This is a genomic window from Fibrobacter sp. UWEL, from assembly GCF_900142535.1.
Classification (GTDB): Bacteria; Fibrobacterota; Fibrobacteria; order Fibrobacterales; family Fibrobacteraceae; genus Fibrobacter.
Genome location: NZ_FRBE01000003.1, coordinates 165,870 through 189,915 on the forward strand (window position 1 = coordinate 165,870; position 24,046 = coordinate 189,915).

Consider the following 24,046-nt stretch of genomic DNA (forward strand, 5'->3'; position numbering starts at 1 on the left):
TTTATTCTTGAACGAAGGGGTGGGAGTCCAGAGGGCGGGGAAATGCCCGCCCTTTGCAACTGATTACGCCCAGTTTTCGGCCTTGAGTTCGCGACCCCAGATTTCGGCGAAGACTTCCTTAACGGTCTTGCCACCGTAAAGCAGTGCGTACACTGCATTGACGATAGGCATATCCACGCCAAGCTTGTCTGCCAAAGCCTTGGTGCTACGGCAGGTGGGAACGCCTTCCGCAATCATCTTCATTCCAGCCAGAACCTGATCGATGGTTTCGCCCTTACCGATGTGTTCGCCCACATAACGGTTACGGCTATGCTGGGAGAGACAGGTCACGATCAAGTCGCCCATACCGGCAAGACCTGCGAAAGTTTCGGACTGAGCGCCCATTGCCTTGCCCAGACGGCACATTTCAGCCTGACCACGGGTAAGGAGGGCTGCGCGAGTGTTGTCGCCAGCGCCAATGCCATAGAGCACGCCAGAAGCAATTGCAATGACGTTCTTCACGGAACCGCAAAGTTCCACACCGATGATGTCGGTGGAAGTATAAACGCGGAGGTAGGAGCAGCTCATTGCCTTCTGAACCAGCTTTGCGGAGTCTTCGTTGGTAGAAGCTGCAACGATGGCGGTGAGCACATGACGGCTGACTTCTTCTGCGTGAGACGGACCGCTAAAGGCTACCATTTTGTCGTCGGTGAGCCAAGGTACCTTTTCCAGAAGGACTTCGCTCATGAGCTGGTTGGTGCCTTCCAGAATACCCTTGGTAGCGCAAACCACGACGGGTTCCTTGCCCTTTTCCGGAGTCCACTTGCCCAGGTTTTCAGCGACGCCGCCCATGAACTGGGAGGGCACCACGATCATGACCATTTCCGCACCTTCGAGAGCTGCGTTCATGTCGGTAGTGTACTTGAAATCAGACGGGAAGATTACGCCGGGGAGCTTATCCTTGTACTGATGTTCCGTGGACAGCAGGTCTACTTCGGCCTGAGAGTTTGTCCAAAAAGTGATATCATTCTTATTTTCGTAAATCACCTGGCCCAGGGTAAGACCCCAGCCACCGGTACCTAAAACTGTAACTTTCATAATAAAAACCTCGTGTGAAACTTAAACTATAAAAATTTAAGCCTTTGGAGTCTTTCTCTTGCTGCCAAAACCATTTTCTGTGCCATTCATCAAACGCTTGATATTACCGCGATGCTTCACGATAATGAAGATGCCGATGAGGGATGTCACGATGGCAAGGGGAAGGGTAAAGTTGTCGTACACCGGATACGGTGCGCCGCAGTAGCCCATGATGGACAGAACCACCAGCATGACGCAAGCGCCGATGCTACCGACGGAAACGTACTTGGTGGAGATGGTCAGGACGAGCCATACTGCAAATGCGGTGAGTGCTGTAACCGGGCACAGGCAGAGGAATACGCCCAGTGCTGCCAGAACGCCCTTACCACCGCGGAAACCTGCGAAGCAAGTATAGCTGTGACCGAGAATCACCAGAAGACCAGCAACCACGGGGAGCCAAGCAGTATAGTCTGCACCGCCTGCGGCCACCTGTGCTGCACACATCTTGAGGGCAATAAAGGGACCAAAGAATCCCTTCAGCAAGTCCATGAAGACTACGGGAAGAGCGGGCTTCCAGCCCAAGACGCGGAAGGTGTTGGTTAGACCTGCGTTCTTGGATCCGTAGTCACGGATATCAAAGTTTTTTCCTTTCGCGAGTTTTGCGATCCAGATTGCGCTGGGGATCGCCCCCAACACGTACGCTATTGGAAGACTCAGTAAACTGTTCAAGTTCTTCATCCTTTCTGAGGGTTAATTTCATATCGAAGTTCAAACGGAGGGGAGCGCCTTGGAGCTGGAACTCTTCGTAGAACTTCTTCATCAGGTAGCGCTTGTAAGATTCTGCTACCAATTCCGGAGTGCGGGTTTCGATGGCGATGACCGGAGGTTCCACCATGATCTGGCAGGCGCGGGTCAACTGAACCACGCGAGCGTTCTGGCTGGGAACCGGATTTTCTTCCAGGAAACGAGCGAATGCCTGTGCCACATTGTCACGTCCCAGGACGCGGCGGCAGTTGGCGTAAACGGTCTGGATGGCCTGGACTACGCGGTTCACGCGCTGGCCTTCCTTGGCGCTGATGGAGAGGATAGGAACGTATTCCAGCATGGGTTCACGTTCCAGCATTTCCTTCACCATATGGTCGAAAGACTTGTCGTTCTTGTTGGGGAGAATGTCCCACTTATTCAACACCAGCACCAGGCCCTTGCCGGCCTTGCGAATGTCGGTAATGATGCGGAAGTCCTGAACTTCCAGACCGCGGGTGCAGTCCACCATCAGAACGGAAACGTCGGAGCGACGGATACTTTCCAGGGTGCGCATGTTGCTGAAGATTTCAACTTCATCATCCACCTTGGCCTTCTTGCGGAGGCCTGCAGTATCGGTCACCACGAACTTCTTGCCGTCGACGATAAAGTCACAGTCGATGGAATCGCGGGTCGTACCCGGAATGTCGGAAACCACGGCGCGGTCTTCGTTCAGCAGGCGGTTCAGCAAGGTGCTCTTACCGGCGTTAGGACGACCCAAGATTGCGAACTTGATGGGACGTTCTTCCTTACGCTGGCCGCGAACGGGAGTGGGGAGAATGGTCACCACTTCGTCCAGTAGGGAAAGGCATGCGTAACCCGTGAGAGCGCTGATGGTGCGGGGCTGGCCAAAACCAAGCTTCAGAAATTCATAGGATTCCTGACGATCGCCACCATTCTCGCTCTTGTTGGCAACCAGAATCACCTTCTTGTCCAGCTTGCGGACAAGTCGTGCAAACTGCTGGTCCAGCTTGGTGATACCCACGCGGACATCCACCATGAACAGCACCAGGTCGGATTCCTGCACGGCGTTGAAAATCTGGGTGCGGACGCTATCTGCCAACACGTCGATGGAATCGTCCGGCAAAAATCCGCCAGTGTCCACTACGGTAAATTCATGACCCTTGAAACTAGCAGTCTGGTAATGACGATCGCGGGTGACACCATCACGGTCGCTCACCACTGCGGCACGACGGCCCAGAATGCGGTTGAACAAGGAGGACTTGCCCACGTTAGGGCGTCCAATAATACATACGATAGGTAATTTCATTATGCGAAAATTATAGAAAATTTCGGGTAAGGCGAGCGTCGCGAAAAAATTCGTAATTACAAAAACCAGCAGAATTGATCCGCTGGTATTTATTTAATCCGCTAATTTTTCAATCTTTTCAACGACTGCAATGTCCGCCGGGAGCCACGGGACTGTTCGTAGATTTTCCAGGGTGAGCCACTGGGCGGATTCGTGCTCCAGCAGGGTAGGGGTGCCGTCCACGATTTCGCAGAAATAACAGTGCAAGCTCACATGGCGTTCGGGGTAGTCCTGCTCCACCGTACAGAGAAAGTCTTGCACGTCCACTTGTATGGCAAGTTCTTCACGGAGTTCGCGTGCTAAGGCCTGCTGGTGGGTTTCGCTGGGTTCCACTTTCCCGCCGGGAAATTCCCACTGGCCTTTGTGATCGCCATAACCTCGCTGGGTGGCGTAGTAATGCATTACGTTGTTTGCACACTTGCGGATAATACCGGCAACAACTTCTAGATGCTTCATGTTTCGTTTCCGCGGGTTTGTGTCGCGGGTTAGCGGCGGCTACGCTGGAAGTTGTTTTCCTTGCGTTCGTAGGGCTTGCGCTTCAGCTGGTCGATAACTGCCTGCAGTTCCTTAGGCAGCGGGCAATCCAGAACAATCTTATCACCGTTCCAGGTGAATTCCAGACGGCAGCTATGCAGGAAAAGGCGGTGGAGACCCAGCTCCTTCTTTACTTCATGATTGAGGGCGAAGTCCCCATAACGGGAGTCGCCCAGCAGGGGATGGCCAATGCTTGCGAAGTGTGCGCGGATCTGGTGCATACGGCCGGTTTCCAGCTGAATTTTCACCAGATCGTAACCGATGTAGTGCTGCTTCACGCGGTAGTGAGTGACGGCTTCCTTGGCGTCCTTATCATCCTGGCCCACCTTCATCTTGCTGCCCTTGGCTGCGTCGGTGCGGGTTAGCTTTTCGCTGATGGTGCCACGTTCCTTGGAGAGGTTGCCCTTGACCAATGCGAAGTAATACTTGTCCACTTCATGTTCGCGGATCATGCGGGTCAATTCGCGGAGAGTGTCGCCATGGAGAGCTACCAGCAACATACCGGAAGTTTCCTGGTCTAGGCGGTGCGCAATTGTGGGGCGAAAATCCAGCTGTTCCTTGCGGCCCCATTCCCAAAGATATTCCACTAGGCTTTCGCCGGGCTTGGTGCCGGAACCGGGCTGGCTTGCCAATCCGGAGGGTTTGTTCACCACCAGATAGTCTTCCGTCTGGATCACGATATCCAGTTCCTGTGCGCCCCAGTTAGACTGCTTTTCGGCGCCGGACATGGTCTTTCCCCAGGTAGACTTCTTCTTGGCGAAGCCGGTGACTGCGGATTTATCGCGGGCGGCTGCGGTGCCGGGGAAGGCGATGATGTTGGTTTCTTCGCCGGATTCAAGGGCTGCTTCTCGGGCTGCTTCTCGGGCTGCGTCAACGTCAGCCTTGATCTGTGCGGACTGGGCGCGGCTCATGTCTTTTTCATCGTCGGAAACAGACTTGAAGTTTTCGTAGATGTTTACCAGATCGCCTTCCTGGAGCATCAGGTTGGCCTTGGCCACCACGCCGTTGACGCGGACTTTCTTCTTACGGATGATGGAGAAGAATACGGAGAGGGATTCCTCGGGGAAAGCCTTGCGGAGGAATCGGTCGAGACGCATATTTGCGAAGTTGCGGTCAATCTGGCGAGTAATCATAATTATTTGCTCCTCTTTGCGAAGTGAGCGAGGCGGATGCCGTCGGCGGCGCTGGTGACAATTCCGCCGGAGTAACCTGCGCCTTCACCGAGGACGTAAAGACCCTGGGTGTTGACGCTTTCCAACGTGTCGTTGTTGCGGGTGATGCGGAGCGGCGAACTGGTTCGAGTTTCCGGAGCCACAATCAAACCCTCTTCAATAAAGCCAGGAATCTTCTTGTCGAAATTCTGGAAGCCTTCTGCCAAGGAGGCGCAGATGGTCTTGTCCATCCAATCCCACATGTTGCAGTTTACAAGGCCACAAGGGTATGTTGTTTTCGGGAGGCTGCCGGCGCGGTCCTCGCGCTTGGCCAAAAAGTTCTTGATGGTCTGGGCGGGGGCGGCGTAGTTCTTGCCACCTACAGCGTAGGCGTCTGCTTCAATTTTTCGCTGCAGGTCCAGGCCGCCGAACAATGTGCCTGCGGTCTTGATGTCAAAACCCACTGCACCGGGCGTGATGGGAACTGCGATGGCGCCGTTGGCGGTAGCGCCGTTACGGCTGCTGTAGCTCATGCCGTTGGTGGCGAGGGTGCTGGGCTCCGAGGCGCAAGGCACTAGAACACCGCCGGGGCACATACAGAAACTGTAGGCGCTGGAAGTCTTGTTCAGCGTAGGCGTTGCCAAGAAATATTCTGCGGCACCAGTCAGCTTGGTGTCGATGTCGCGACCCAGCTGGCGCATGTTAATAAGCATCTGAGGATGTTCCACACGGACGCCCATGGCAAAAGCCTTGCTTTCCAGGGTGACGCCTCGGGCGTGAAGCATCTCGTAAATAGAGCGAGCCGAATGGCCTACAGCCAAAACCAATGCCTCGCAGGGCTGCCAATGCCCCTGGGTATTGGGGGAGGAAACGTCGCGGAACTTCACCCCGCAAATACGCCCGTCCTTAATTTCAATATCTTCGAGTGTGGTGCTGTAGTGAATCTTGCCGCCCCGTCGTGCGATCTCTGCACGAATCTGGCGCAACATCAGAACCAGCTTGTCGGTGCCGATGTGGGGCTTCGCGAAAGTGACCACAGATTCGTCCACACCGAAGGAAACCATGTCCTTCAGCACCGCTTCAGAGAACAGGTTGCGACTGCGGGTGTTCAGCTTTCCGTCACTGAAAGCGCCTGCGCCACCTTCGCCATAAAGTACATTGCTGTAGGCGTTAAATTCGCGATTTACGAAAAAGCGGCGAATGTCGCGGAATCGTTCTTCCACCAGCTTGCCCTGTTCGTAAAGATCCACCTGGAATCCTTTACGGAGCAAATGGAGGGCGGCCCACAAACCGCTGGGGCCTGCGCCAATCACATCCACATGGCCTGCCATGGGAACGGTGTTGCGCTGCGGGTCATTTTCCAGAGATTCCGTTTCGCGGGAGGCCTCTACCAAGCCCTTGGCATGATTACCTGTGGCTCGCAGCTGGCGCTTCACATCAAAAATCACATTGTAAGACCACTTGGGGTCTCCCTTACGGCGACTATCCAGAGAAAAACGTTCCACCTGGAGATTGAAAATCTCCTCGGGATGCACACGCAATTCCCGAGCCAATGCGGCACGGTACTCACCCTTTTTAGCAAGGGCAACGGAAAGCTCTCTGTAGCGGTAAGTAAACATTGGCCGCAAAGATAGAAAATCAAAAAAGAAAGGCTGTCGCAAATTTTGCGACAACCACTTGGATTTAATACGAGAGGAATCTGTTTAATTGTGAACGCACTGCGTTCATAATTGCGAATATGCTGTATTCGCAATTGAGTAAAGGGTGTAAGTTTTTTATCCCTATGTACAAATTTTGCACATGAGATATTTTCCTTGAATTCAGCTGCTCCAATGTAAACTTTTACGCCCTTATGTAAATAATCCCTGAAAATTGCATCAAACGGGGTGAAAAAAGCGTGTTAAGGAATAAACCCTAAAAAAGGAATTCCATGGATAAGATAAACCAAGAAAATACGCTTGAAAAATCACAAGTAGGAGAAATCATTGCATATCACCCTGAAGGATCCATACACTTAGATGTAAGGGTTGTAGACGATTCGGTGTGGTTGAATAGGCAACAAATCTCGTTGCTATTTGGTAGGGATGTCAAAACTATTGGCAAACATATCAATAACGCATTGCAAGAGGAGTTGCGGGATATGCCAACTGTCGCAAATTTTGCGACAGTTCAACGCGAAGGTGAAAGAATTGTGTCCAGAAATATTGAGCACTATAATCTTGACGTTATTCTTTCCGTAGGCTATCGTGTAAAGTCATCAAATGGCGTAAAGTTCCGTCGCTGGGCTAATCAAGTGCTTAAGGATCACTTGCTCAAAGGATACAGCATCAATCAGCGATTGATGTTGACGGAGGCGCGCATTGACCAACTGCATGCCGAAACAGAATCTCGACTTTCGTCTTTAGAAAAACAGGTTGAATTTTTCGTGAAAGCCAACATACCTCCTGCGGAAGGCACAATCCCTGCGAAATCCTGGTGGAGCGGCTACGATTTTGCTGTTCAACTGATTCAGTCCGCGCAAAAGGAGGTTGTGGTTATCGATCCTTATGCTAATGAAGTTGTAGTACGGCTTCTTGCTAAGCGGAATCCGGGCGTAAGTGCGCTTGTATATGCAACGCGGAAGAACCGCACTTTGCAAGAAGAGGTGGACTTGCTCAATCGCCAGATGCCGTCGGTGAAACTTGTTGGAATGCAGAACGTCCACGACCGTTTTATAATCGTGGACGAAACGGTTTATCACCTTGGCGCTTCCATCAAGGATCTTGGCAAGGAACTGACAGCGTTTTCTATTTTGGAATTGCTGACAAAGGAACAACTACTTGCTATGATAGGAAGCAAATAGGGATTCCTTTTACAGCGTTCCTTCGTACACTACCAATCTCTTTCCGTCGATGGTTACGGCCATGCCGCTTTCCAGGGCGTTGAAGGCGTTCTTGGCGTTGGTGAGCCATACCAGGCGGGGGTTAATCAGGGGCAGGGTTTCTGCAGGGATTCTGCTTTCGCCTTCCACGATTACGCCGCGAACGTCACGGAGCACGGGGATGTATTCTTCAGTGAGGGTATTGCACAGCAGAATTTCGTTGCTGTCGCGACGGAGAAGCATGTAGGCTTCGGTGGGTGTCTTTGCGCGAAGGATACGGCCGTTGGCGCGTTCCACATCGGCAGAGGCGCAGCCGCCCTGTTCGCCCTTCACCAGTTCGTTACCTACGTGAAGCACGCGGATGGTGTTCACGATCTGGGCAGAAATGGGATAGCCAGAAGCCATGACAATCAGGTCGGAAATGTGGACGGCGCCGGCATCGTGGGCACTCTTGATGGCGTTCTGCACCATGGAATCGGAATCGTTCACCTGGTCAGCATACAGGGGGAATACGCCCCAGTTCAAAAGCAGCTGGCGCTTGACCTGAGCGTAGGGGGTCACAGCCAAAATGGGCTGGCTGGGACGGAACATGCTGATCATGCGGGCGGTGTTTCCCGTCAGGGTGGGGGTAATCAATGCGGCTGCCTTCACTTCGCGAGCGGTCTGGTAGGCATTCTGGGACACGATGCGGCTCATGTCGCCCTGCAGATCCATCTCGAAGGATTCGCGCATCTTCTTGTAGTATTCCGGGGAGTATTCAACGGTAACAGCCACGCGGACCAGAGTTTCCACCGCTTCGATGGGATAGAGTCCGTTGGCGGTTTCGCCAGAGAGCATCACGGCGTCGGTACCGTCAAAAATAGCGTTTGCTACGTCGGTCAGTTCCGCACGAGTGGGGCGGGGATGCTGGATCATGGAATCCAACATCTGGGTGGCGGTAATCACCGGCTTGCCCAATTGGCGGCAAACGCGGATAATGTGCTTCTGTGCCAGAGGAATCTTTTCGGTGGGCAGCTGAACGCCAAGGTCACCGCGGGCAATCATGATGCCGTCTGCAGTGCTTGCAATTTCGCGGATGTTGTTCAGACCTTCTTCGTTTTCGATCTTGGCAATAATCTTTGCCTTGGAATTGAGACTTTCCAGGTAGCGGCGGATTTCCTGCACTTCGCTGGCGTAGCTTACGAAGGAGGCTGCCACAAAGTCTACGTCCTGTTCGGCGCCGAACTTAATGTCGTTCTTGTCCTGTTCGCTCATGATGGGAAGGCCGGCGTGCAAACCGATGAGGTTCACGTTCTTCTTGCTTCCGATGGCGGCGGAGTTCTTGGCCACACACTTGACGGTAAAACCATCAGTTTCTTCTACGTCCAGTTCCAGGAGGCCGTCGGCAATCAAAATGCGGTGGCCGGGCTGAACCTTCTGGGGCAATTCCTTCCAGGACAGGCTCAACTTTGCCGGTTCCGAACCTGCAGCGCCGCGAGTCAACGTATCGTCAACGGTAACCCAGACCTTGTCGCCCTTGTTGAACTGAATGACTGCATCGCCCTCGGTATTGCCGGTACGGATTTCGGGACCCTTGGTGTCCAGCATCAATGCGATGGGGCGCTTGAGGCTTGCGGAAACGCGCTTCACCCTGTCCATGGCTTCCTTGTGGGATTCGTGGGAGCCATGAGAAAAATTGAAACGGGCCACGTTCATGCCTGCGATAATCAGGCGGGAGACTACGTCGTCGTCCTTAGTGGTGGGGCCCATGGAGCATACAATTTTTGTCTTGTGGGTGAACATATTTCGCCTCTTTTTCCTTCTTAATTGGCTTTCGTATTTTTCGGCGCCAATGATAAAAATTTTTGATACATTCCCAAAGGGTAAAAATGCACGTACTAAAAAAGTATGAATCCCATATTTTGAATCCTTTTCATATTCCGTACAATAAAAACGCTAGAGTTACAAAAAAGGTGAGGCTTGTGGCCTCACCTTTTTAAATCCTGCGGGGTTTTATTAGAATACGTAATTCAGTCTTACGCCGCCAAAGATGTCCTTGTATTCGTCGCTACGATTGTCGGGACGATAATACAGGCCTGCGCCGGTATACCATTCGGAATAGAAGGATTTGGTGTGGTTGACGCGGAGGCTTAAGTTGCCTACAACGTCCATTTCTGTTTCTTCCACTTCGTCGTCTTGGTCATCCCAGCTGGTGGTCAAGTAACGGAACTGGGCGTCTGCGCTGAGAACCAGGAATCGACTCAGGAACGGCATCTCGAATTCGTCTTCGATGACGACTTCTGCTTCGCTCATGTTGTCGCGGGTGTAGCTCTTGAATCGGGGGGTCACTGCAAAACGATTCTGGAGCATGCTCAGTGTGGTGGTCACAGAGATGGGGTATGCCTGGTCGAAGTAGTCTGCGCCGCCATAATAGTAACCCAGCTTTTCCCAGGTAGTATTGGCAAAGTTGAACTTACTTGCAAGACTATCCTTCTCGAATTCTGAAATATCGGAACGCACTGTCCAGCGGCCGCCTGCCTTGAATACGGACTTGTAGGCGTTCATGGATGCGTTCAGGCTAAAGACATGCTTGAGGGATTTTTCCACCAAGCCGGATGCAAGATATTCCTCAGAGAAGGTGGAAGTGTATTGGGCCCAGCGTTCTGCGTCCACTTCATATTCTTCGCCGTCATCATCGATGGTGGTGGTTTCCTTGTTCTTGCGGGGCTTGAACCACTTGTCCTTATAGATGCCGTCTTCCAGGATGTAGCTGCCGTGAAGCTGGGTGGGTCGATTCTGGCTTCTGTATTCCAGGTTATAGCCCACCTTCAGGTCCACCAGCTGGGCAATCTTGAAGGAGTTTTCCAAGTTGAATTTCTGGATGTACTTGGTACGGTCATTATCCAGTTCGTGTTCGTCCAGCCATTCGTCGGATGCGTCCTGGAAGAAGCCCCAGCGGGTACCTTCACCAAGGCCAAACAGGTTGGTCTTGCTTCCGTTACCGGCGTTTTCCACATTCAAGTCATAGCTGAAATTCAAGGTCCAGAAATTGGTAATGATCTGTTCCAATTCGCCGCCGAATTCACGAGTGTCGGACAGCTGGTCCGGAGAGCCTACGCTGTAGAAGTCTTCGCCCACATACTTGATGTGGCCGGAAATCTGGGTCTTGTAAATCTTCCAGTAGAGGGTTGCACCGATGGCGAAATTCTGACTTCCCCAGTTGAGACCTGCCACGCGACTGTCATCAACGTCATCTTCCTTAGCGGCTTGAGCCTTCTTGGCCTTGTTAATCAAGTCTTCCAGAAGGGTGCGCATTTCAGAGGGATTGAGGGAGGAATTTTCTCCAAAGATTTCCTGCAGTTCTGCAATGGACAAGCTTGAGATTCTGTTAGGATGCTGCATCAGCTGACGTAACTTGGTGTAGTTGCTGACGCTGATTCCTTCTTCGGAAAAAACCTTGTTGATGGCTCGTTCTGCCTGGACTTGGGCGGTGTCTGCACGACCAACAGCAATCATGCCTTTCAGTTCGATATCGCCCGGATAGAAAAGCCAGTTACCGTCGGCAAAGGCGGTAAGGGACTTCTGCATCGGCTCGCTGGTCAAGTCACTGTGGTTGTTTCCGCTGCGAAAGACGGGGTCCGCAATTTCGTCATTGGCATAGAGCATGCCGAGGGTGGCGTCAAATCTGCGGAGGGGAGCCCACTTAATCTGGCCGCCATAGACCATGCGCTGGGCCTGAGCTTCGCCATCGTCAATGTAATCGTTGTACAAGTACGGATGACGATCTCCCACCAGATACGGCTTGCGGTTTTCGCCACCGAATGCATTAAACTGCAACAGAGGCTGTTCCGCATTGTTCTTGGAAAGAGACAAGGTGTAGTCTACGCCAAACAACGGCATGGAGGACATATAGATGTCTCCACCAGTTTTTTGATGGTCGCCCACAATGACCTGGTTCTTGTCGTCCTTATAGCTCAAGGTTACAGGGTTGGGGGAAAAGTGATTCCAGGAATCCGCCGTCATGTCGGTGTTGAATTCGATGGTCTTGCCTTCGGGCGAGGTCATGAGCATATAGACGCTTGCCTCACCGCCAAAGCCTGGAACCTGGAAGGTGTTCTTATAATGCTTCTTGTAGAAGATGGTGTCTTCGCCCACCACGTCCGGAGTCTCTTTGTGGTTCTTGCGAGTCTGTACGTAGTGGTAGTTTCCACCAAGCATTACATTACCGATGATAGACCATTCCTTAGAGGTGGTGTCGGCAACATTTTCGGCTTTTTCCTTAGCGGCTACCAAATCCTTGATTTCCTCTTTGCCCATTGCCTTTCGGCTTTGAACGCCGGGGATTTCCGGATCCGGAGGAAGCATGGAAATCACAGCATCTACGTTGGGGTCAAAGTCCTTGACGTTTCCGGAAATACTTGCCAGAACGGACTTTTCGAGAACTTCCCTGGATGCAGAACCGAGCTTGTTCTTGGTTACGGTCGTGTTGGTGAAGGTCAGGTAGGTGTTGCCCTTGTCCACCACGCCTACCTGGTTTTCTTCCATGGTGACGGTAACGACGTCGGTCTGTGCCAATTCGGAATTCAGCAATGCCACCTTGTTGTTGATGAACTTGGTTCGCTGAACGCTGGAAATGGAGTGGTTTGCCAGATGGAGGGCTGCGCCTTCGTTATCGAAGAAGTAGCTGTCGCTTAGGTCTAGCTTGGAGTTTCTTGCGAAAAGGCCGCGGCTTGTGGTCTTCTCGATGGTGGAAGACTGTATGGTCAGTCGGCTGTTTTCAAGAATGATGCCGTTTTCTGCGCCAGAGATGGTGGCGAAGTGAATTTCGGACTTCATGTCGCCGGACAGGTAGATTCCCTTCCAGTCTCCATTTTTCGGGACGGAAGCGGCAGACTTGAAGATCACATTCTGGTTGCGATTGCCTGCTACAATGAGCTGGCCCTGAACATCAATAGCGGTATTGGGGGCGAACTGCAGGACAACGCCGGGTTCAATCACCAAGACTGCATGAGGTTCCACGAAAAGGTTTTCCTGTACCAGGTAGGGGGATTTATCCGCCTTTAAGAAACCGTGGAGCTTACCGCCGATCTTGGTTCCCTTCTGCAAAATCACGGGAACTTCTTCGTCTGGAATAAATACGCTAGGATTGTTTTGAACGATAGGGGCGGGTTCCGCTGCGGGTGCTGCAGGTTCTGCAACAGGTGCCGGTTCTGCTACCGGAGCGGCTGGTTCTGCGACTGGTGCCGGGTTTGCAACAGGTGCGGGCACAGCAACTTTTGTTGTATCAACGGCCGGAGCTTCTGCAACGGGAGCAGGTGCTTCGGCAGGCTCAGCAACCTTGGTAGTATCCTGTGCCAATGCCATGGCGGTGGTCACGGCAACTGCGGTCATCACGAAAGGTATCTTCATTACTTTACCTCGCTAGACTTGGAATTGGTGCTAAGGTCATACGTCTTGGTTGCCTTGATAATGGCGCCATTCTTCATCTTGACTTCGACGTTAATCGTTGTGACGGATCCCCAGGGTAATTCTACCTGGTAATCAACGCTGTGGGACTGAAGGCTAGAACCTTTGATGATTTCTGTCTTCTTGTCCTTCTGGGAAATGGAAATTTCCTTGATGTATACAGGATTGTTCTGGGTCATGCCGTTAATGGTGAAATGCATGGTTCTGTAAAGCAACTTGCTAGCTCCCTTGGGCGGAGGCGGCACACGATGCTTTTCGTAGTTGGATCCCTGGAACTGGATGCTGAACTTGTCCTTCTTGGGATAGCAGCCCAACTTGCGGGAAATGCTGTTCTTACGTCCTGCCAGGTCCTGGACCAGGAAGGAGTAATCGTACAGTCCGCTGGAAAGATCCATGGATGTCTGGCCATCGTTCTGGAAGGAAACGTCCATCAGGGGAGAACCTTCCTGGCTGGGGGTAAGCAGCACGATATCGCCCTTAGTCCCGCTGATATATAGTTCTACCTGGCACTTAACAGAGTCTGAACTCAAGAAAGTAACAGTGGGGGCTGTAAGGTTTACGTCGGGGCAGCTCTTGTTCACGCTAAGTTCGGCTGTTGCGACTTCCTTGCCTAAGGAGTTGGATTCGTATTCCACCTTAATCTGACTCTCGTTCCAATTACCTGCCACGTCACTTACGGGGGTAGAATAGCTGAACTTGCCATTGGGGAACAGCAGAAGCAGATTGTCAGAAACATATTTGTTTCCGATTTTCACGCGGAGAGATGCAGAAGGATCGCTGGGGTCGAAAACGCCTTCCACGGTAGCGGTACCCCTATCGCAAACGTCAATGACGGCGGGGGAGGTCAGTGCCAGCGGGACGTGGACGGGAGTGGTGTCCTGCTTGACGGTGTCTGCTGCGGGGCTCTTGTAGAAGGTCTTGATGAGGCCGCAATCGGTGCTTATCTTGCCCAGGGAACAAGTGATGGGGAATTTCTTGTCCCCTTCGGAGTCGGATGCCCAACCGGTAGTTACGGAAATTTCATCGCCGGTAGATGCAATGGTCTGGCCTGCTATAGTCACATTTAAGCCCTGCTTACAAATGGCCTTCAAGGTGACTGTGGTAGTGGTAATGGTGTCGGGGAGGTTGCTGGTATTGCACTGGAGGGAATCCTTGAGGCTGTTCAGCAGTTCCACGTACTGGCTGTCCATCTGCTTTGCCTTCTGGATAATGGAGTCCAGGACTACGGTGGAGTCCTCGAAGAGCTTTTCGACTTCTTTCAGGAATTCCATTTCACCGGAAGCGGCCAAGTTGATCACCTGGTAGATTCCGTCAGCATCAGGCAGGAGGGTCTGTCCACCTGTAATGGAATAGCTCTGATTGCCGAAAATCAGGTCAAGCGCACCTTCGAGAAGGGAGGCGTAGGCCATGCCATTGGGCAATGTGCCGAACACACCCTGGGTACCGCGGATTGCTGCTGTGGCGGTACCGGTCGTGAACTTGATGGAACTTTTTGCATTTGCCTGTTTCTGGACGCTGAATTTCATGCGGCCTTTCTTGATTTCGGCAGCGAACTTGTTGACGCCGTCCTCCGAGAGTAGTTCGGGGATTTCCACCATGGAATTTTCATCGATGGTTACGGAACTTCCGTCGGGAAGGGCTATGATGACCTGTTCTTCCAGAATCGTGCGGATTTTGTCGTTCTGGTTAACTTTTTTACCGGACTGGCGGATAGACTTCCAGTCACTCTTGCCGGCTTTCATGATCTGGGGGTCGCCCAGGGTAAAGGTAATCTTGCCGGAACCAGACTTGGCGGCAGAAGAAAAGCATACTAGGACCGCTGTAAGCAGTGTTACGGCCTTAAAATACTTCGAAAACGTCATATTGCCTCACGAGATGAATGCAAACTGGGTCAAATATATGTATTTTTCTTTACAAGTCCGAGGTATGTATAATCTCGGAAGGTAAGAAAAACGCTACTTTTTTCAAAGCAAATTGAAAGAAGTTCGTTTTATAACCCAAAGGATAAATATGGAAGTTGAAGAATTGACCGTTGCCTTTAGCGACGAAGACTCCGGCGAAGAAGTCATCAAGGAACTGGGTAAGGAAATCCTTTCCAAGGGTGCATGGCCCACCGTCATGTTCCATTACCAGGAGAAGGATCCCAAGACCGGTGATTTCGGTGAACCGAAGGTTTCCCTCCGCCGTTACCGCAAGATGAATGGCAACTTCAAGGCTCAGGGCAAGTTCAAGATTACTGGAAAGGCTCAGGCCGAAGCAATCATCGAAGTTCTCAAGAAGTGGTACAACATCTAATGGACCCTGCTAGTAAAAAGACAACTAAGACTCAGAAGGCTGCAAAGCCAGTAAAGAAGGCTGTCAAGAAGGCGGCCCCCGAATATAATATCGATTTCCTCCTGGAGGGGGATATCGATGTTTTTCCGTACAAGGACAAGTTCGAAACCATGGCTCGCAAGCTCCTTGCCGAAGAAGGCAAGGAGAAGGACGTGAACATCGTTCTCTGCTCTGATGAATTTGTTCGTGAAATGAACAAGAACTACCGCGGTCTGGACAAGGTGACCGACGTGCTTTCCTTTGAATGGCATGCCGAGTTCCCCGGTGAACCTGAAATGCTGGGCGAAATCTACATCGCCAAGGAACAGGTGAAGCGCCAGGCTCCCGAATACGGCAATACGTTCTATGCCGAAATGAAGCGCGTCATTGTTCATGGCCTGCTCCATCTGTCTGGCTACGACCATATTAAGGCTGCAGACCGCAAGGTCATGCGCGCCCGCGAATGCGAATTCCTGGGTCTCGATCCCTATAAGGAGAAAGACTAATGGAAAACGCTGATAGTTGGGCGATAGCTTTTCTCGCACTCTTTTTAATTGTTTCTTTCTCCTTCTCCCTGGTGAAGGCTTCCTTCAGCGCTATTTATGCAAAGCGTGACGCCAAGGACCGTGAAGGTCGTGAAGAAAAAGTGGCTGCCCTGGTAGAATTGGGTGGCTTTAATGAAACCATTTCCATTGGTCGCATCTTCTGCAATGTGGGTAGCGGCGTTCTTGGTTTCTACCTGTTTGAAATGATTCCCTGGGACTGGGTTCAGCAATACTGGATCCTGGCTTTTGTTGCCTATATCATTGTGGCTTGCATGATTATCTACACGTTCACCGTGTTCTTTGCAAACCTGCTGGGCAACCTGAAGCCGGATACCTTGGCGGTGGTCCTGATTCCGCTGTATCGCTATATCCGCCTGCCCTTTATTATTCCCGCAAAGATTTGCCACGCCCTGTTTGTGAAATCCCTGAAGGGCATGGGTTACGATTCCAAGCTGAGTTTCCTTCCGGAAGAACGTCGCGACGCCGTGCAGGCGGACCTGTCTGACGATAACGGCGAAGATGGCGAAGGTCTGGAAAAAGAAGAACGTCAGATGATTCTGAACATCTTCGACTTTGTGGAAACGCCTGTTCGTGAAATCATGACTCCCCGCGTGGACATGTGTGCCATTGACGTGGAAACTCCCCTGGATGACCTGGTGAAGGTGCTGAACAGTGAACGTCATTCCCGTTTGCCGGTCTATAAGGAAACGGTGGATAACATTGTGGGTATTCTTTCGAACCGTGATTTCCTCCAGTGGTATACCGAGCGTCATGAAAATGAAGCCTTTGATATTATGAAGCTGGTCATGCCGCCAGTATTTGTGCCGTACCACAAGAAGATTGATGATATGCTGACGGAACTCCGCAAGACGGGCAATCAGTTGGCAATCGTGGTGGACGAATATGGTGGAACCGCAGGTCTTGTGACTCTGGAAGATATTCTGGAAGAAATCGTTGGTGAAATTCGCGACGAAGACGACGTGGATGAAGACGAAGATGTCCAGAAGCTGAAGGATGGCCGCTACATTCTGGATCCGCTGATGACTCTGTCGGACTTGGAATACGAACTGGGTGTGGAACTGGAAGCTCCGGAAAATTCCCATGTGGAAACCCTCTCCGGCTTGATTCAGGCTACCTTGGGAATTATTCCGTCACCGGGTGCTGAAGTCACCATCAAGGGGTATACCTTTAGAGTCCTCAAGATGGACGGAACCCGTATGGAAAAGGTTCTGATGATTCAGCCGGGCAAGGCAAAGCCTAAGGGCGCTCCCCGCACACAGGCCTTCAAGGTCGTGTAAATAAGTACGTCTATCGCAGGAGTCGGCTCCGGGCTGGACATTGGTCTCTCCCTCCGCTCCTTCGCTTCGCTCAGTCACCCGGCTTCGCCGGACTCAGTCGTTGCCTGTACACCACCTTGCGCTAATCCGTAGGGTGGTTTTCTTTTTTACACGTTGTCTTGCTGCTATTTCAAGAAGATATAGCCGGAGAAGTTTAGGTTGTTTTCGCCGGTGGTGTCGGGGTAGATGGCGACACGCATCTGGTTTAACAGCAGGGTGGCGTTTTGATTGTTCAGTTCTAGCGGGGGGAGTGTGTCGGAGTCGACGCTGTCGGGGACGCTTATTTGGGACAGAGCGATGGAGAAGTTTTCCTTCAGGCTGTCATTTACGGATAGGGTAAATGCTAGGGTGTCATTGCTGACGGTCATCAGGGAGTCGTCAACATTGTGATAACCCAAACGCAGCATTCGGGAACGATTCTCAGGGAGCGAGACCCAGTTGTCCTTATTGCTGTAGTAGGAATAACTTTTGTGGGTGGGTGTACATTCTTGACAGGAGTCGCAATTCCCTTCGGCTTCGGTTTGGGCTTCTTCCAACGCTTTTTCTGCAAGGATGGTTGATGCTTTTAAATGATAGGTAAGCCATTTCACGTTATAAGGACTGCAGGTGGTCACTAGGTAGGTGAGGCAAAGGCTTGCTAATGTCCACCATACTTTCTTCTTGATTTTGGGGATGAAAAGGATGGCCATTTCACCGAAGAACCATAGGTTCAATATCAGTAAGTAAATGTCGATCCCATCTAAATGGGTGGAATCGATAATGCTGAGAACATCGGCCACCATGAGGAACAGTAGGGGCGTCACTGCGACGGGTAGGACCTTCAGAAAATACTTGTCAAAGGATTTCTCGCTTTTTTGACCAGCGGGGTAGAGTAACAGGCTTATGATAATGGATACTCCCGCAGCAATGGAAACAAAGAGGGTTACCATATAGTGGGGTGTGTATTGCTGCATCAAGGTCTTGCAACCAAAGATGTACAGGATAATCAGGAAGATGGTCAGTACTGGAATGAAAAGAAAATGGATGGCGCCGGAGATGAACTTATTTAGGGGCTTCTCCTCTTCCAATTCCTTCAAGTTGGGCATGCCTGCCAGGGCAATGATAGGAGCCACAAAGCCCCAGCAGATTTGCATCACGTACTGGTAGAGGATCCTTTCCAAATCCAGGTTGAAAAGGGCTTCGCAGCTAACAATCAGTAGAGCGAGCCCGCCAAGGAATAGTCCTGCAATGATAATGGCGGTAAAGAGGGCCTTGATGGTTCTGCCTAAAAAATTCCAGAGGAAGATGTCGTTCTTTTCCTTCAGGGAAGGAACTAGCAGAATGGATAGAACGCAGGCGGGGCCTATTGCGGAAAGGTACAGTGGACCGTCGATAAAGACGTAGATGGACAGGTAGGCAATGAGGGCCAGGCCCCCGTAGATCGCAAGCTGAAATAGGGGATGGATTCGCTTGTAGCGTTCCTGGGCAAATTCCAGCATGACGCTTATGCTGGTGGCCAATCCTAAAAAAGTGAACATCCAGAAGATCACGCGGTAGTATTCATCCATGAAATCGGGATGATGCTCTGCCATTTGAACAGTTCCAATGGTCAGAAGCGTTATAAACGTCAAGAACCCGATGGTTACGGGAAATCTCTTAAAGGCAGAGGAAATCTGTGCTGGGTATTGCTTGATCTTTTCAAAGGTCATAAAAAATCCCTTAAGAATTTGTTCTTAAGGGAATATATAAAATTGCCGGTTGCCATGGCGGATGCCGACCTAAGTCGGCATGACTATGTGGAATTACAGCTCTTCTACGGCTTCGGCGCGGAGGTTTGCCACGATGTGGTCCTGACGCTGGGGGGTGTTGGCTCCCATGTAGTAAGCCAGCATCTTGCCGAAGTTTGCATCCGGCGGGAGAATGACGGTTTCCAGGCGCATGTCTTCGCCAATGAACTGTCCGAATTCTTCCGGGCTGATTTCGCCAAGACCTTTGAATCGGGTGATTTCCAGACCGGTCTTGCCGATTTCCTTGGCTGCCTTATCACGTTCAGCTTCGTCGTAGCAGTACTTGGTGACCTGCTTGTTGCGGACGCGGAACAGCGGAGTCTGCAGGATGAACAGGTGCTTCTGTTCCACCAGTTCCGGGAAGAACTGCAGGAAGAAGGTCATGAGCAGGAGACGGATATGCATGCCGTCCACATCAGCATCGGTTGCGATAATCACCTTGTCGTAGCGCAGGTCTTCCAGACCGTTTTCGATGTCCAGAGCGCTCTGCAGCAGGTTGAATTCTTCGTTTTCGTAAACAACCTTCTTGGTGAGACCGAAACTGTTCAACGGCTTACCGCGAAGGCTGAACACAGCCTGGGTCTGAACGTTACGAGCCTTGGTGATGGAACCGGATGCAGAGTCTCCTTCCGTAATGAAGATCATGGATTCCTTGTTCAGGGCATTCTTCACGTCGGTGAGATGGATCTTGCAGTCACGAAGTTTGCGGTTGTGGAGGTTTGCCTTCTTGGCGCGTTCGTTAGCCAGTTTCTTGATGCCCGCAATTTCCTTGCGTTCACGTTCATTCTGGGTAATACGATCCTGAAGGGCCTTTGCCGTTTCCGGATTCTTATGGAGGTAATTGTCCATTTCGCGGGAAACGTAATCCACGATCCAGGTGCGGAGCTGGGCGCCGCCCGGAGCAACGGTGGTGCTACCTAGCTTAGTCTTGGTCTGAGATTCGAACACCGGTTCCTGAATACGGACGGAAACGGCGCCGATAATGCAGTTACGGACGTCGGAGGGGTCCAGGTCCTTCTTGAAGAAGTCGCGGGCGCCCTTGACGATACCTTCGCGGAAAGCCTGCTGGTGAGTACCACCCTGTGTGGTGTACTGACCGTTGACGAAACTGTAGTAGTGTTCGCCATACTGGTTTCCGTGAGTAAATGCGATTTCAATATCGTTCTGCTTGAAGTGAGCCACCGGGTAGCGGATGGAATCGTCCACATGCTTCTGGAGCAAATCCAGAAGGCCGTTGGGGCTCACATAGGTCTTGCCGTTCATGATGAGGGAAAGACCGTTGTTCAGGTAGGCGTAGTTCCATACCTTTTCTTCCATATAGGCAGGAAGGAACCTGAAGTTCTTGAAAATGTTTGCATCCGGCTCGAAGTAGATTTCGGTACCGTTCTTTTCGGTGGTAGCGCATTCCTTTTCTTCGCGAACCAGCACGCCCTTGCTGAATTCTGCTTCCTTACAGCGACCGTCGCGGAAACTCTTGACAATGAACTTGGTGGACAGTGCGTTCACTGCCTTGGTACCCACGCCGTTCATACCTACAGACTTCTGGAAAGCTTCGGAATCGTACTTACCGCCGGTGTTGATCTTGCTGACGCAGTCGATGACCTTGCCCAGAGGAATGCCGCGGCCAAAGTCGCGGATGCGGGCAAAATGGTCTTCAATATCGATAATTACCTTCTTACCGGCCCCCATGACGAATTCGTCGATGGAGTTGTCGATAATTTCCTTGACGAGAACGTAAATACCATCGTCGGGGCTCTGGCCATCGCCAAGCTTACCGATGTACATACCCGGACGTTCGCGGATATGTTCGTTCCATTCCAGTGTTCTAATGCTGTCGTCTGTATAATTGCTTGCTGCCATAATAATCAGAACTCTTTTGTTGCAGTAAAATCAAAATTTCGCCCACAAAAGTACAATTTTTTCATGTCACTTTTGTGTCACGGGGCCGTTGAAATAAAATATAACAAAAGATTGGTGCACGAATGTGTAAGTTCTGCGCGATAAAACCTAAAACAAAAAATGCTTTTTCCTTTGATTTATTTCGCTTTGCTAAATTATTTTTGCAATAAGAAGCGAGAAATAGATTGATGCAACGTTTGGGTAATTTTTTTAGGACTTTACTGCGACTGTATTTTGACGAGCAGTTGGGTCTTCAGGTTCGTCTGCTGAACTTGATTCTTTGGGCGGTACTTGTTGGTGGCAGCATTTTTGCAATTGTTCTGTCTACGACGGTCAGTATCAATGATGGTCTGGTGATTGTACCGTTGCTGATCGCTGTTGCTATCGCTCTTATCTTTTCCTTGAAAAAGCATTACCAGATTGCCGGCTTTATTGGAACCGGTACTTGCGATATTATTCTATTCCCCATACTCTTCTTTCATAGAGGAATCGGTACAGGTGTCATTATATGGTTCACCCTGGGATTGATCTTTAGCTGGCTTACCGTGAAGGGCATTCCTGGCTTCATAACGTTCCTGCTGGGCTATGGGGCGATGAGCGCCGCCATTTATTACGGGACTGTACTCCATCCGGAAATGGTGAATGCCATACCGTTCCCCGATAATGTGACCGACGTGATTACGAGTCTGGGAGCGGTTTCTGTGGTTGTGGGGGTTATCTTTAGGTACCAGAACCGTGTTTACGAAAAGAAGAATCACGAGCTGGATGAAAAGAGTCATACCCTGGAACTCACTGCGGCACAGCTGGAAGTGGCTAGCCGTGCCAAGTCGGAATTCCTCGCTAATATGAGCCATGAAATCCGCACTCCCATCAATGGTATTATCGGTATGAATACCATGATGCTCAAGGAATGTGAAGACAAAAATTTGCGGGAATATGCCTTGAATATTCAGAGCGCCAGCCAGACTCTGTTGTCCTTAATCAACGATGTGCTTGACATTTCAAAAATTGAATCGGGTAAGATGGAAATTTTACCGGTGGACTATGAAATGTTTTCTGTGCTCAATGATTGCTACAACATGATTCATCCAAAGGCGGAGGCCAAGGACTTGATCTTGACTTTGGATGTGGATGAGACTTTGCCTGTTAAACTTTTCGGTGATGAAATTCGCGTCCGCCAGATTATAATCAACCTGCTGACAAACGCCGTGAAGTATACCGAAAAAGGATCGGTGAAACTTTCTGTGAAGTATGAATCCGCAGGCAACGATTCCATATTGCTAAAGATTGCCGTTGCGGACACCGGGGCGGGCATTCGTAAAGAAGATCTGCCTAAGCTTTTTACCATGTTCCAGCGCTTTGATGAAAAGAAGTTCCGTACGATCGAGGGCACTGGCCTTGGGTTGAACCTGGTGAAGAACCTGGTCAGCATGATGAACGGTACTGTTGATGTGGATAGTGTTTACGGCGAGGGCTCCACGTTCTCTGTGACGATTCCCCAGGTTGTGAAAAACGCAAACCCCATGGGCAACTTTAACAAGAATTACCGAAAGTACATTTCTCAACTGGAAGATGACTCCGAAGCCTTTACCGCTCCAGATGCCCGCATTCTTGTGGTAGATGACGTTAAGATGAACTTGAAGGTTGTTGAGGGCCTGCTGAAAAAATCTCAGGTGAAGATTGATACGGCTCTTAGCGGCAAGCTTGCTATTGAACTGGTAAAGGAAAATCGATACGACGTGATTTTTACGGACCACATGATGCCTGAACTAAGCGGTATCGATACTCTCCATTTGATGAACAATGATCCCTTGAACTTGAACAAGAATACCCCGGTCATTATGCTTACGGCAAATGCCATTGCGGGGGCAAGGGAACAGTACTTAAAGGACGGCTTCAGCGATTACTTGACGAAGCCTGTTCGCGAACATGACTTGACGGCCATGCTGAAAAAGTATTTGGCCATCGATGCGACCCAGCAGAAATAAATCCGCTAGAGTTTAATGCTCGCTCTCTTGAGGCGGTCATTCAGGGCCATCCCGACGCCTACGTTGGGAATGGGGTCCACTAAGATCAGCTGGTACTGGGGGAGGTCCAGGTCGTGCATAAAAGCGTACAACTTGGCGGTAGCTTCCAGCATATCCCCAGATTCCGAAAGATTCAATGTGGCGGGAATGGGACCTTCCGTATTTCCAAAGGCGATGCGGACTGTGTTTTCCGGCAATTTGAAACCTTCGGGAACAACGCCATAGTAAAGAGGAACTTGCGGGCGGTAGTGGGTATCGCACTGGCCGGGGGCGGCCATGGGCTGGCCCGGCTTGGAGGTAGATTCCTTGATGGCTACCTGACCCAGAACCTTCTCCACCATTTCGGGGGTAATTGCACCGGGGCGAAGCACCGTTGGAATTTCGCCCGTCAGGGAGATGATGGAACTTTCCACACCTACATCGCAGGAGCCGCCGTCTACAATGCCCGCTAACCCGCGGTCGGCCAGCTGGTCGGCAACGTGCTTGGCGGTAGTGGGGCTCACATGCTTAAAGAGGTTTGCGCTGGGGGCTGCCAGAGGGACGCCTGCCTTGCGGATAATTTCCTGGGCCACAGGATGTGCGGGGAAACGCACTGCCACGGAGGGAAGTCCGCTGGTGCACAGGTCCGGAATGCAATCCTTCTTAGGGAGGATCAGCGTCATGGGGCCAGGCCAGTAGGCTTCCGCCAGCTTGTAGGCTGCTTCGGGAATATCCTTGGCGATATCAGAAAGCTGGGCCACATCGCAAATATGGACAATCAGAGGGTCGAAAGTGGGGCGTTCCTTGATGGCAAAAATCTGTGCCAGTGCCTTAGGCTCGTATGCGTTGCCTGCAAGACCGTAGACTGTTTCTGTAGGAATCGCTACCACTTGTCCGTCTGCAAGAAGGCGGGCTGCTTCATCAACTGATGTCCAAGGAGGAAATTTCATATTGCAAAATATAGAAATAACCCCTCACGTCATTCTGAAGCATCGTAGATGCTGAAGAATCCAGGACGAAAAAA

Annotated in this window: 17 protein-coding genes; 5 read left to right on the forward strand and 12 right to left on the reverse strand. The window is 51.2% G+C overall.

From position 1 onward, the window contains the following. Nucleotides 1-63: 63 nt before the first annotated feature. The 6 genes from BUB59_RS03445 to BUB59_RS03470 form a co-directional block, all read right to left on the reverse strand. Entirely contained in the window at nucleotides 64-1,077 is a 1,014-nt protein-coding gene (locus BUB59_RS03445; RefSeq protein ID WP_073225642.1) for an NAD(P)H-dependent glycerol-3-phosphate dehydrogenase, read from the reverse strand. 36 nt (nucleotides 1,078-1,113) lie between these two features. Then, entirely contained in the window at nucleotides 1,114-1,752 is a 639-nt protein-coding gene (gene plsY, locus BUB59_RS03450) for a glycerol-3-phosphate 1-O-acyltransferase PlsY (RefSeq protein ID WP_159433319.1), read from the reverse strand. Then, nucleotides 1,691-3,127: a ribosome biogenesis GTPase Der gene (der, locus tag BUB59_RS03455; protein WP_073225646.1), complete on the reverse strand. Its 1,437-nt coding sequence runs from the start codon at nucleotides 3,125-3,127 to the stop codon at nucleotides 1,691-1,693. The genes plsY and der overlap by 62 nt, the downstream gene beginning before the upstream one ends. Nucleotides 3,128-3,220: 93 nt before the next feature. Continuing rightward, on the reverse strand, nucleotides 3,221-3,622 hold the full coding sequence (locus BUB59_RS03460) for a (deoxy)nucleoside triphosphate pyrophosphohydrolase (protein ID WP_073225649.1): 402 nt from the start codon (nucleotides 3,620-3,622) through the stop codon (nucleotides 3,221-3,223). Between the two features lie 29 nt (nucleotides 3,623-3,651). Beyond that, nucleotides 3,652-4,833 (reverse strand): RluA family pseudouridine synthase, encoded by a 1,182-nt coding sequence (locus BUB59_RS03465; RefSeq protein WP_073225650.1) that lies wholly within the window; start codon nucleotides 4,831-4,833, stop codon nucleotides 3,652-3,654. Between the two features lie 2 nt (nucleotides 4,834-4,835). Next, on the reverse strand, nucleotides 4,836-6,470 hold the full coding sequence (locus tag BUB59_RS03470) for an NAD(P)/FAD-dependent oxidoreductase (RefSeq protein WP_073225652.1): 1,635 nt from the start codon (nucleotides 6,468-6,470) through the stop codon (nucleotides 4,836-4,838). A 311-nt stretch (nucleotides 6,471-6,781) separates the two neighbouring features. Here BUB59_RS03470 and rhuM point away from each other — a divergent pair, with 311 nt between their 5' ends. Next, nucleotides 6,782-7,693 (forward strand): RhuM family protein, encoded by a 912-nt coding sequence (gene rhuM / locus BUB59_RS03475; RefSeq protein ID WP_073225653.1) that lies wholly within the window; start codon nucleotides 6,782-6,784, stop codon nucleotides 7,691-7,693. A gap of 9 nt (nucleotides 7,694-7,702) precedes the next feature. Here rhuM and pyk read toward each other — a convergent pair whose 3' ends face one another. The 3 genes from pyk to BUB59_RS03490 all read right to left on the reverse strand — a co-directional run bounded on the left by pyk (nucleotide 7,703) and on the right by BUB59_RS03490 (nucleotide 15,018). Then, nucleotides 7,703-9,493, reverse strand: coding sequence for a pyruvate kinase (pyk, locus tag BUB59_RS03480; protein WP_073225655.1), 1,791 nt, complete (start codon nucleotides 9,491-9,493; stop codon nucleotides 7,703-7,705). Nucleotides 9,494-9,706: 213 nt separating this feature from the next. Beyond that, entirely contained in the window at nucleotides 9,707-13,099 is a 3,393-nt protein-coding gene (locus BUB59_RS03485; RefSeq protein ID WP_073225657.1) for a right-handed parallel beta-helix repeat-containing protein, read from the reverse strand. Next, on the reverse strand, nucleotides 13,099-15,018 hold the full coding sequence (locus BUB59_RS03490) for a FecR family protein (RefSeq protein WP_073225658.1): 1,920 nt from the start codon (nucleotides 15,016-15,018) through the stop codon (nucleotides 13,099-13,101). The genes BUB59_RS03485 and BUB59_RS03490 overlap by 1 nt, the downstream gene beginning before the upstream one ends. 148 nt (nucleotides 15,019-15,166) lie before the next feature. Here BUB59_RS03490 and BUB59_RS03495 point away from each other — a divergent pair, with 148 nt between their 5' ends. Genes BUB59_RS03495 through BUB59_RS03505 form a run of 3 tightly spaced genes read left to right on the forward strand, consistent with a single transcriptional unit; the run spans nucleotide 15,167 to nucleotide 17,312 of the window. Continuing rightward, complete coding sequence (locus BUB59_RS03495) at nucleotides 15,167-15,451, forward strand: hypothetical protein (protein ID WP_073225660.1); 285 nt, start codon at nucleotides 15,167-15,169, stop codon at nucleotides 15,449-15,451. Beyond that, a complete protein-coding gene (gene ybeY, locus BUB59_RS03500) occupies nucleotides 15,451-15,975 on the forward strand; it encodes an rRNA maturation RNase YbeY (RefSeq protein ID WP_083540151.1) in 525 nt (174 codons plus the stop codon). Before BUB59_RS03495 ends, ybeY begins: the two co-directional genes overlap by 1 nt. Continuing rightward, nucleotides 15,975-17,312 carry a hemolysin family protein gene (locus BUB59_RS03505; RefSeq protein WP_073225662.1) on the forward strand — a complete coding sequence of 446 codons (1,338 nt, stop codon included), beginning with the start codon at nucleotides 15,975-15,977 and terminating at the stop codon, nucleotides 17,310-17,312. Before ybeY ends, BUB59_RS03505 begins: the two co-directional genes overlap by 1 nt. Nucleotides 17,313-17,476: 164 nt before the next feature. Here BUB59_RS03505 and BUB59_RS03510 read toward each other — a convergent pair whose 3' ends face one another. Continuing rightward, nucleotides 17,477-19,039 (reverse strand): DUF4153 domain-containing protein, encoded by a 1,563-nt coding sequence (locus BUB59_RS03510; RefSeq protein WP_073225664.1) that lies wholly within the window; start codon nucleotides 19,037-19,039, stop codon nucleotides 17,477-17,479. Nucleotides 19,040-19,132: 93 nt separating this feature from the next. Next, the gene (locus tag BUB59_RS03515; RefSeq protein ID WP_073225666.1) at nucleotides 19,133-20,977 is read right to left on the reverse strand and encodes a DNA topoisomerase IV subunit B; all 1,845 of its coding nucleotides are present in this window, start codon (nucleotides 20,975-20,977) and stop codon (nucleotides 19,133-19,135) included. 236 nt (nucleotides 20,978-21,213) lie between these two features. Between BUB59_RS03515 and BUB59_RS03520 the strand changes: the two genes are divergently transcribed. After that, nucleotides 21,214-23,004 carry an ATP-binding protein gene (locus BUB59_RS03520; protein ID WP_159433320.1) on the forward strand — a complete coding sequence of 597 codons (1,791 nt, stop codon included), beginning with the start codon at nucleotides 21,214-21,216 and terminating at the stop codon, nucleotides 23,002-23,004. A gap of 5 nt (nucleotides 23,005-23,009) precedes the next feature. Here BUB59_RS03520 and BUB59_RS03525 read toward each other — a convergent pair whose 3' ends face one another. Beyond that, nucleotides 23,010-23,972, reverse strand: coding sequence for an L-threonylcarbamoyladenylate synthase (locus tag BUB59_RS03525; RefSeq protein WP_073225670.1), 963 nt, complete (start codon nucleotides 23,970-23,972; stop codon nucleotides 23,010-23,012). Nucleotides 23,973-24,046: the final 74 nt, after the last annotated feature.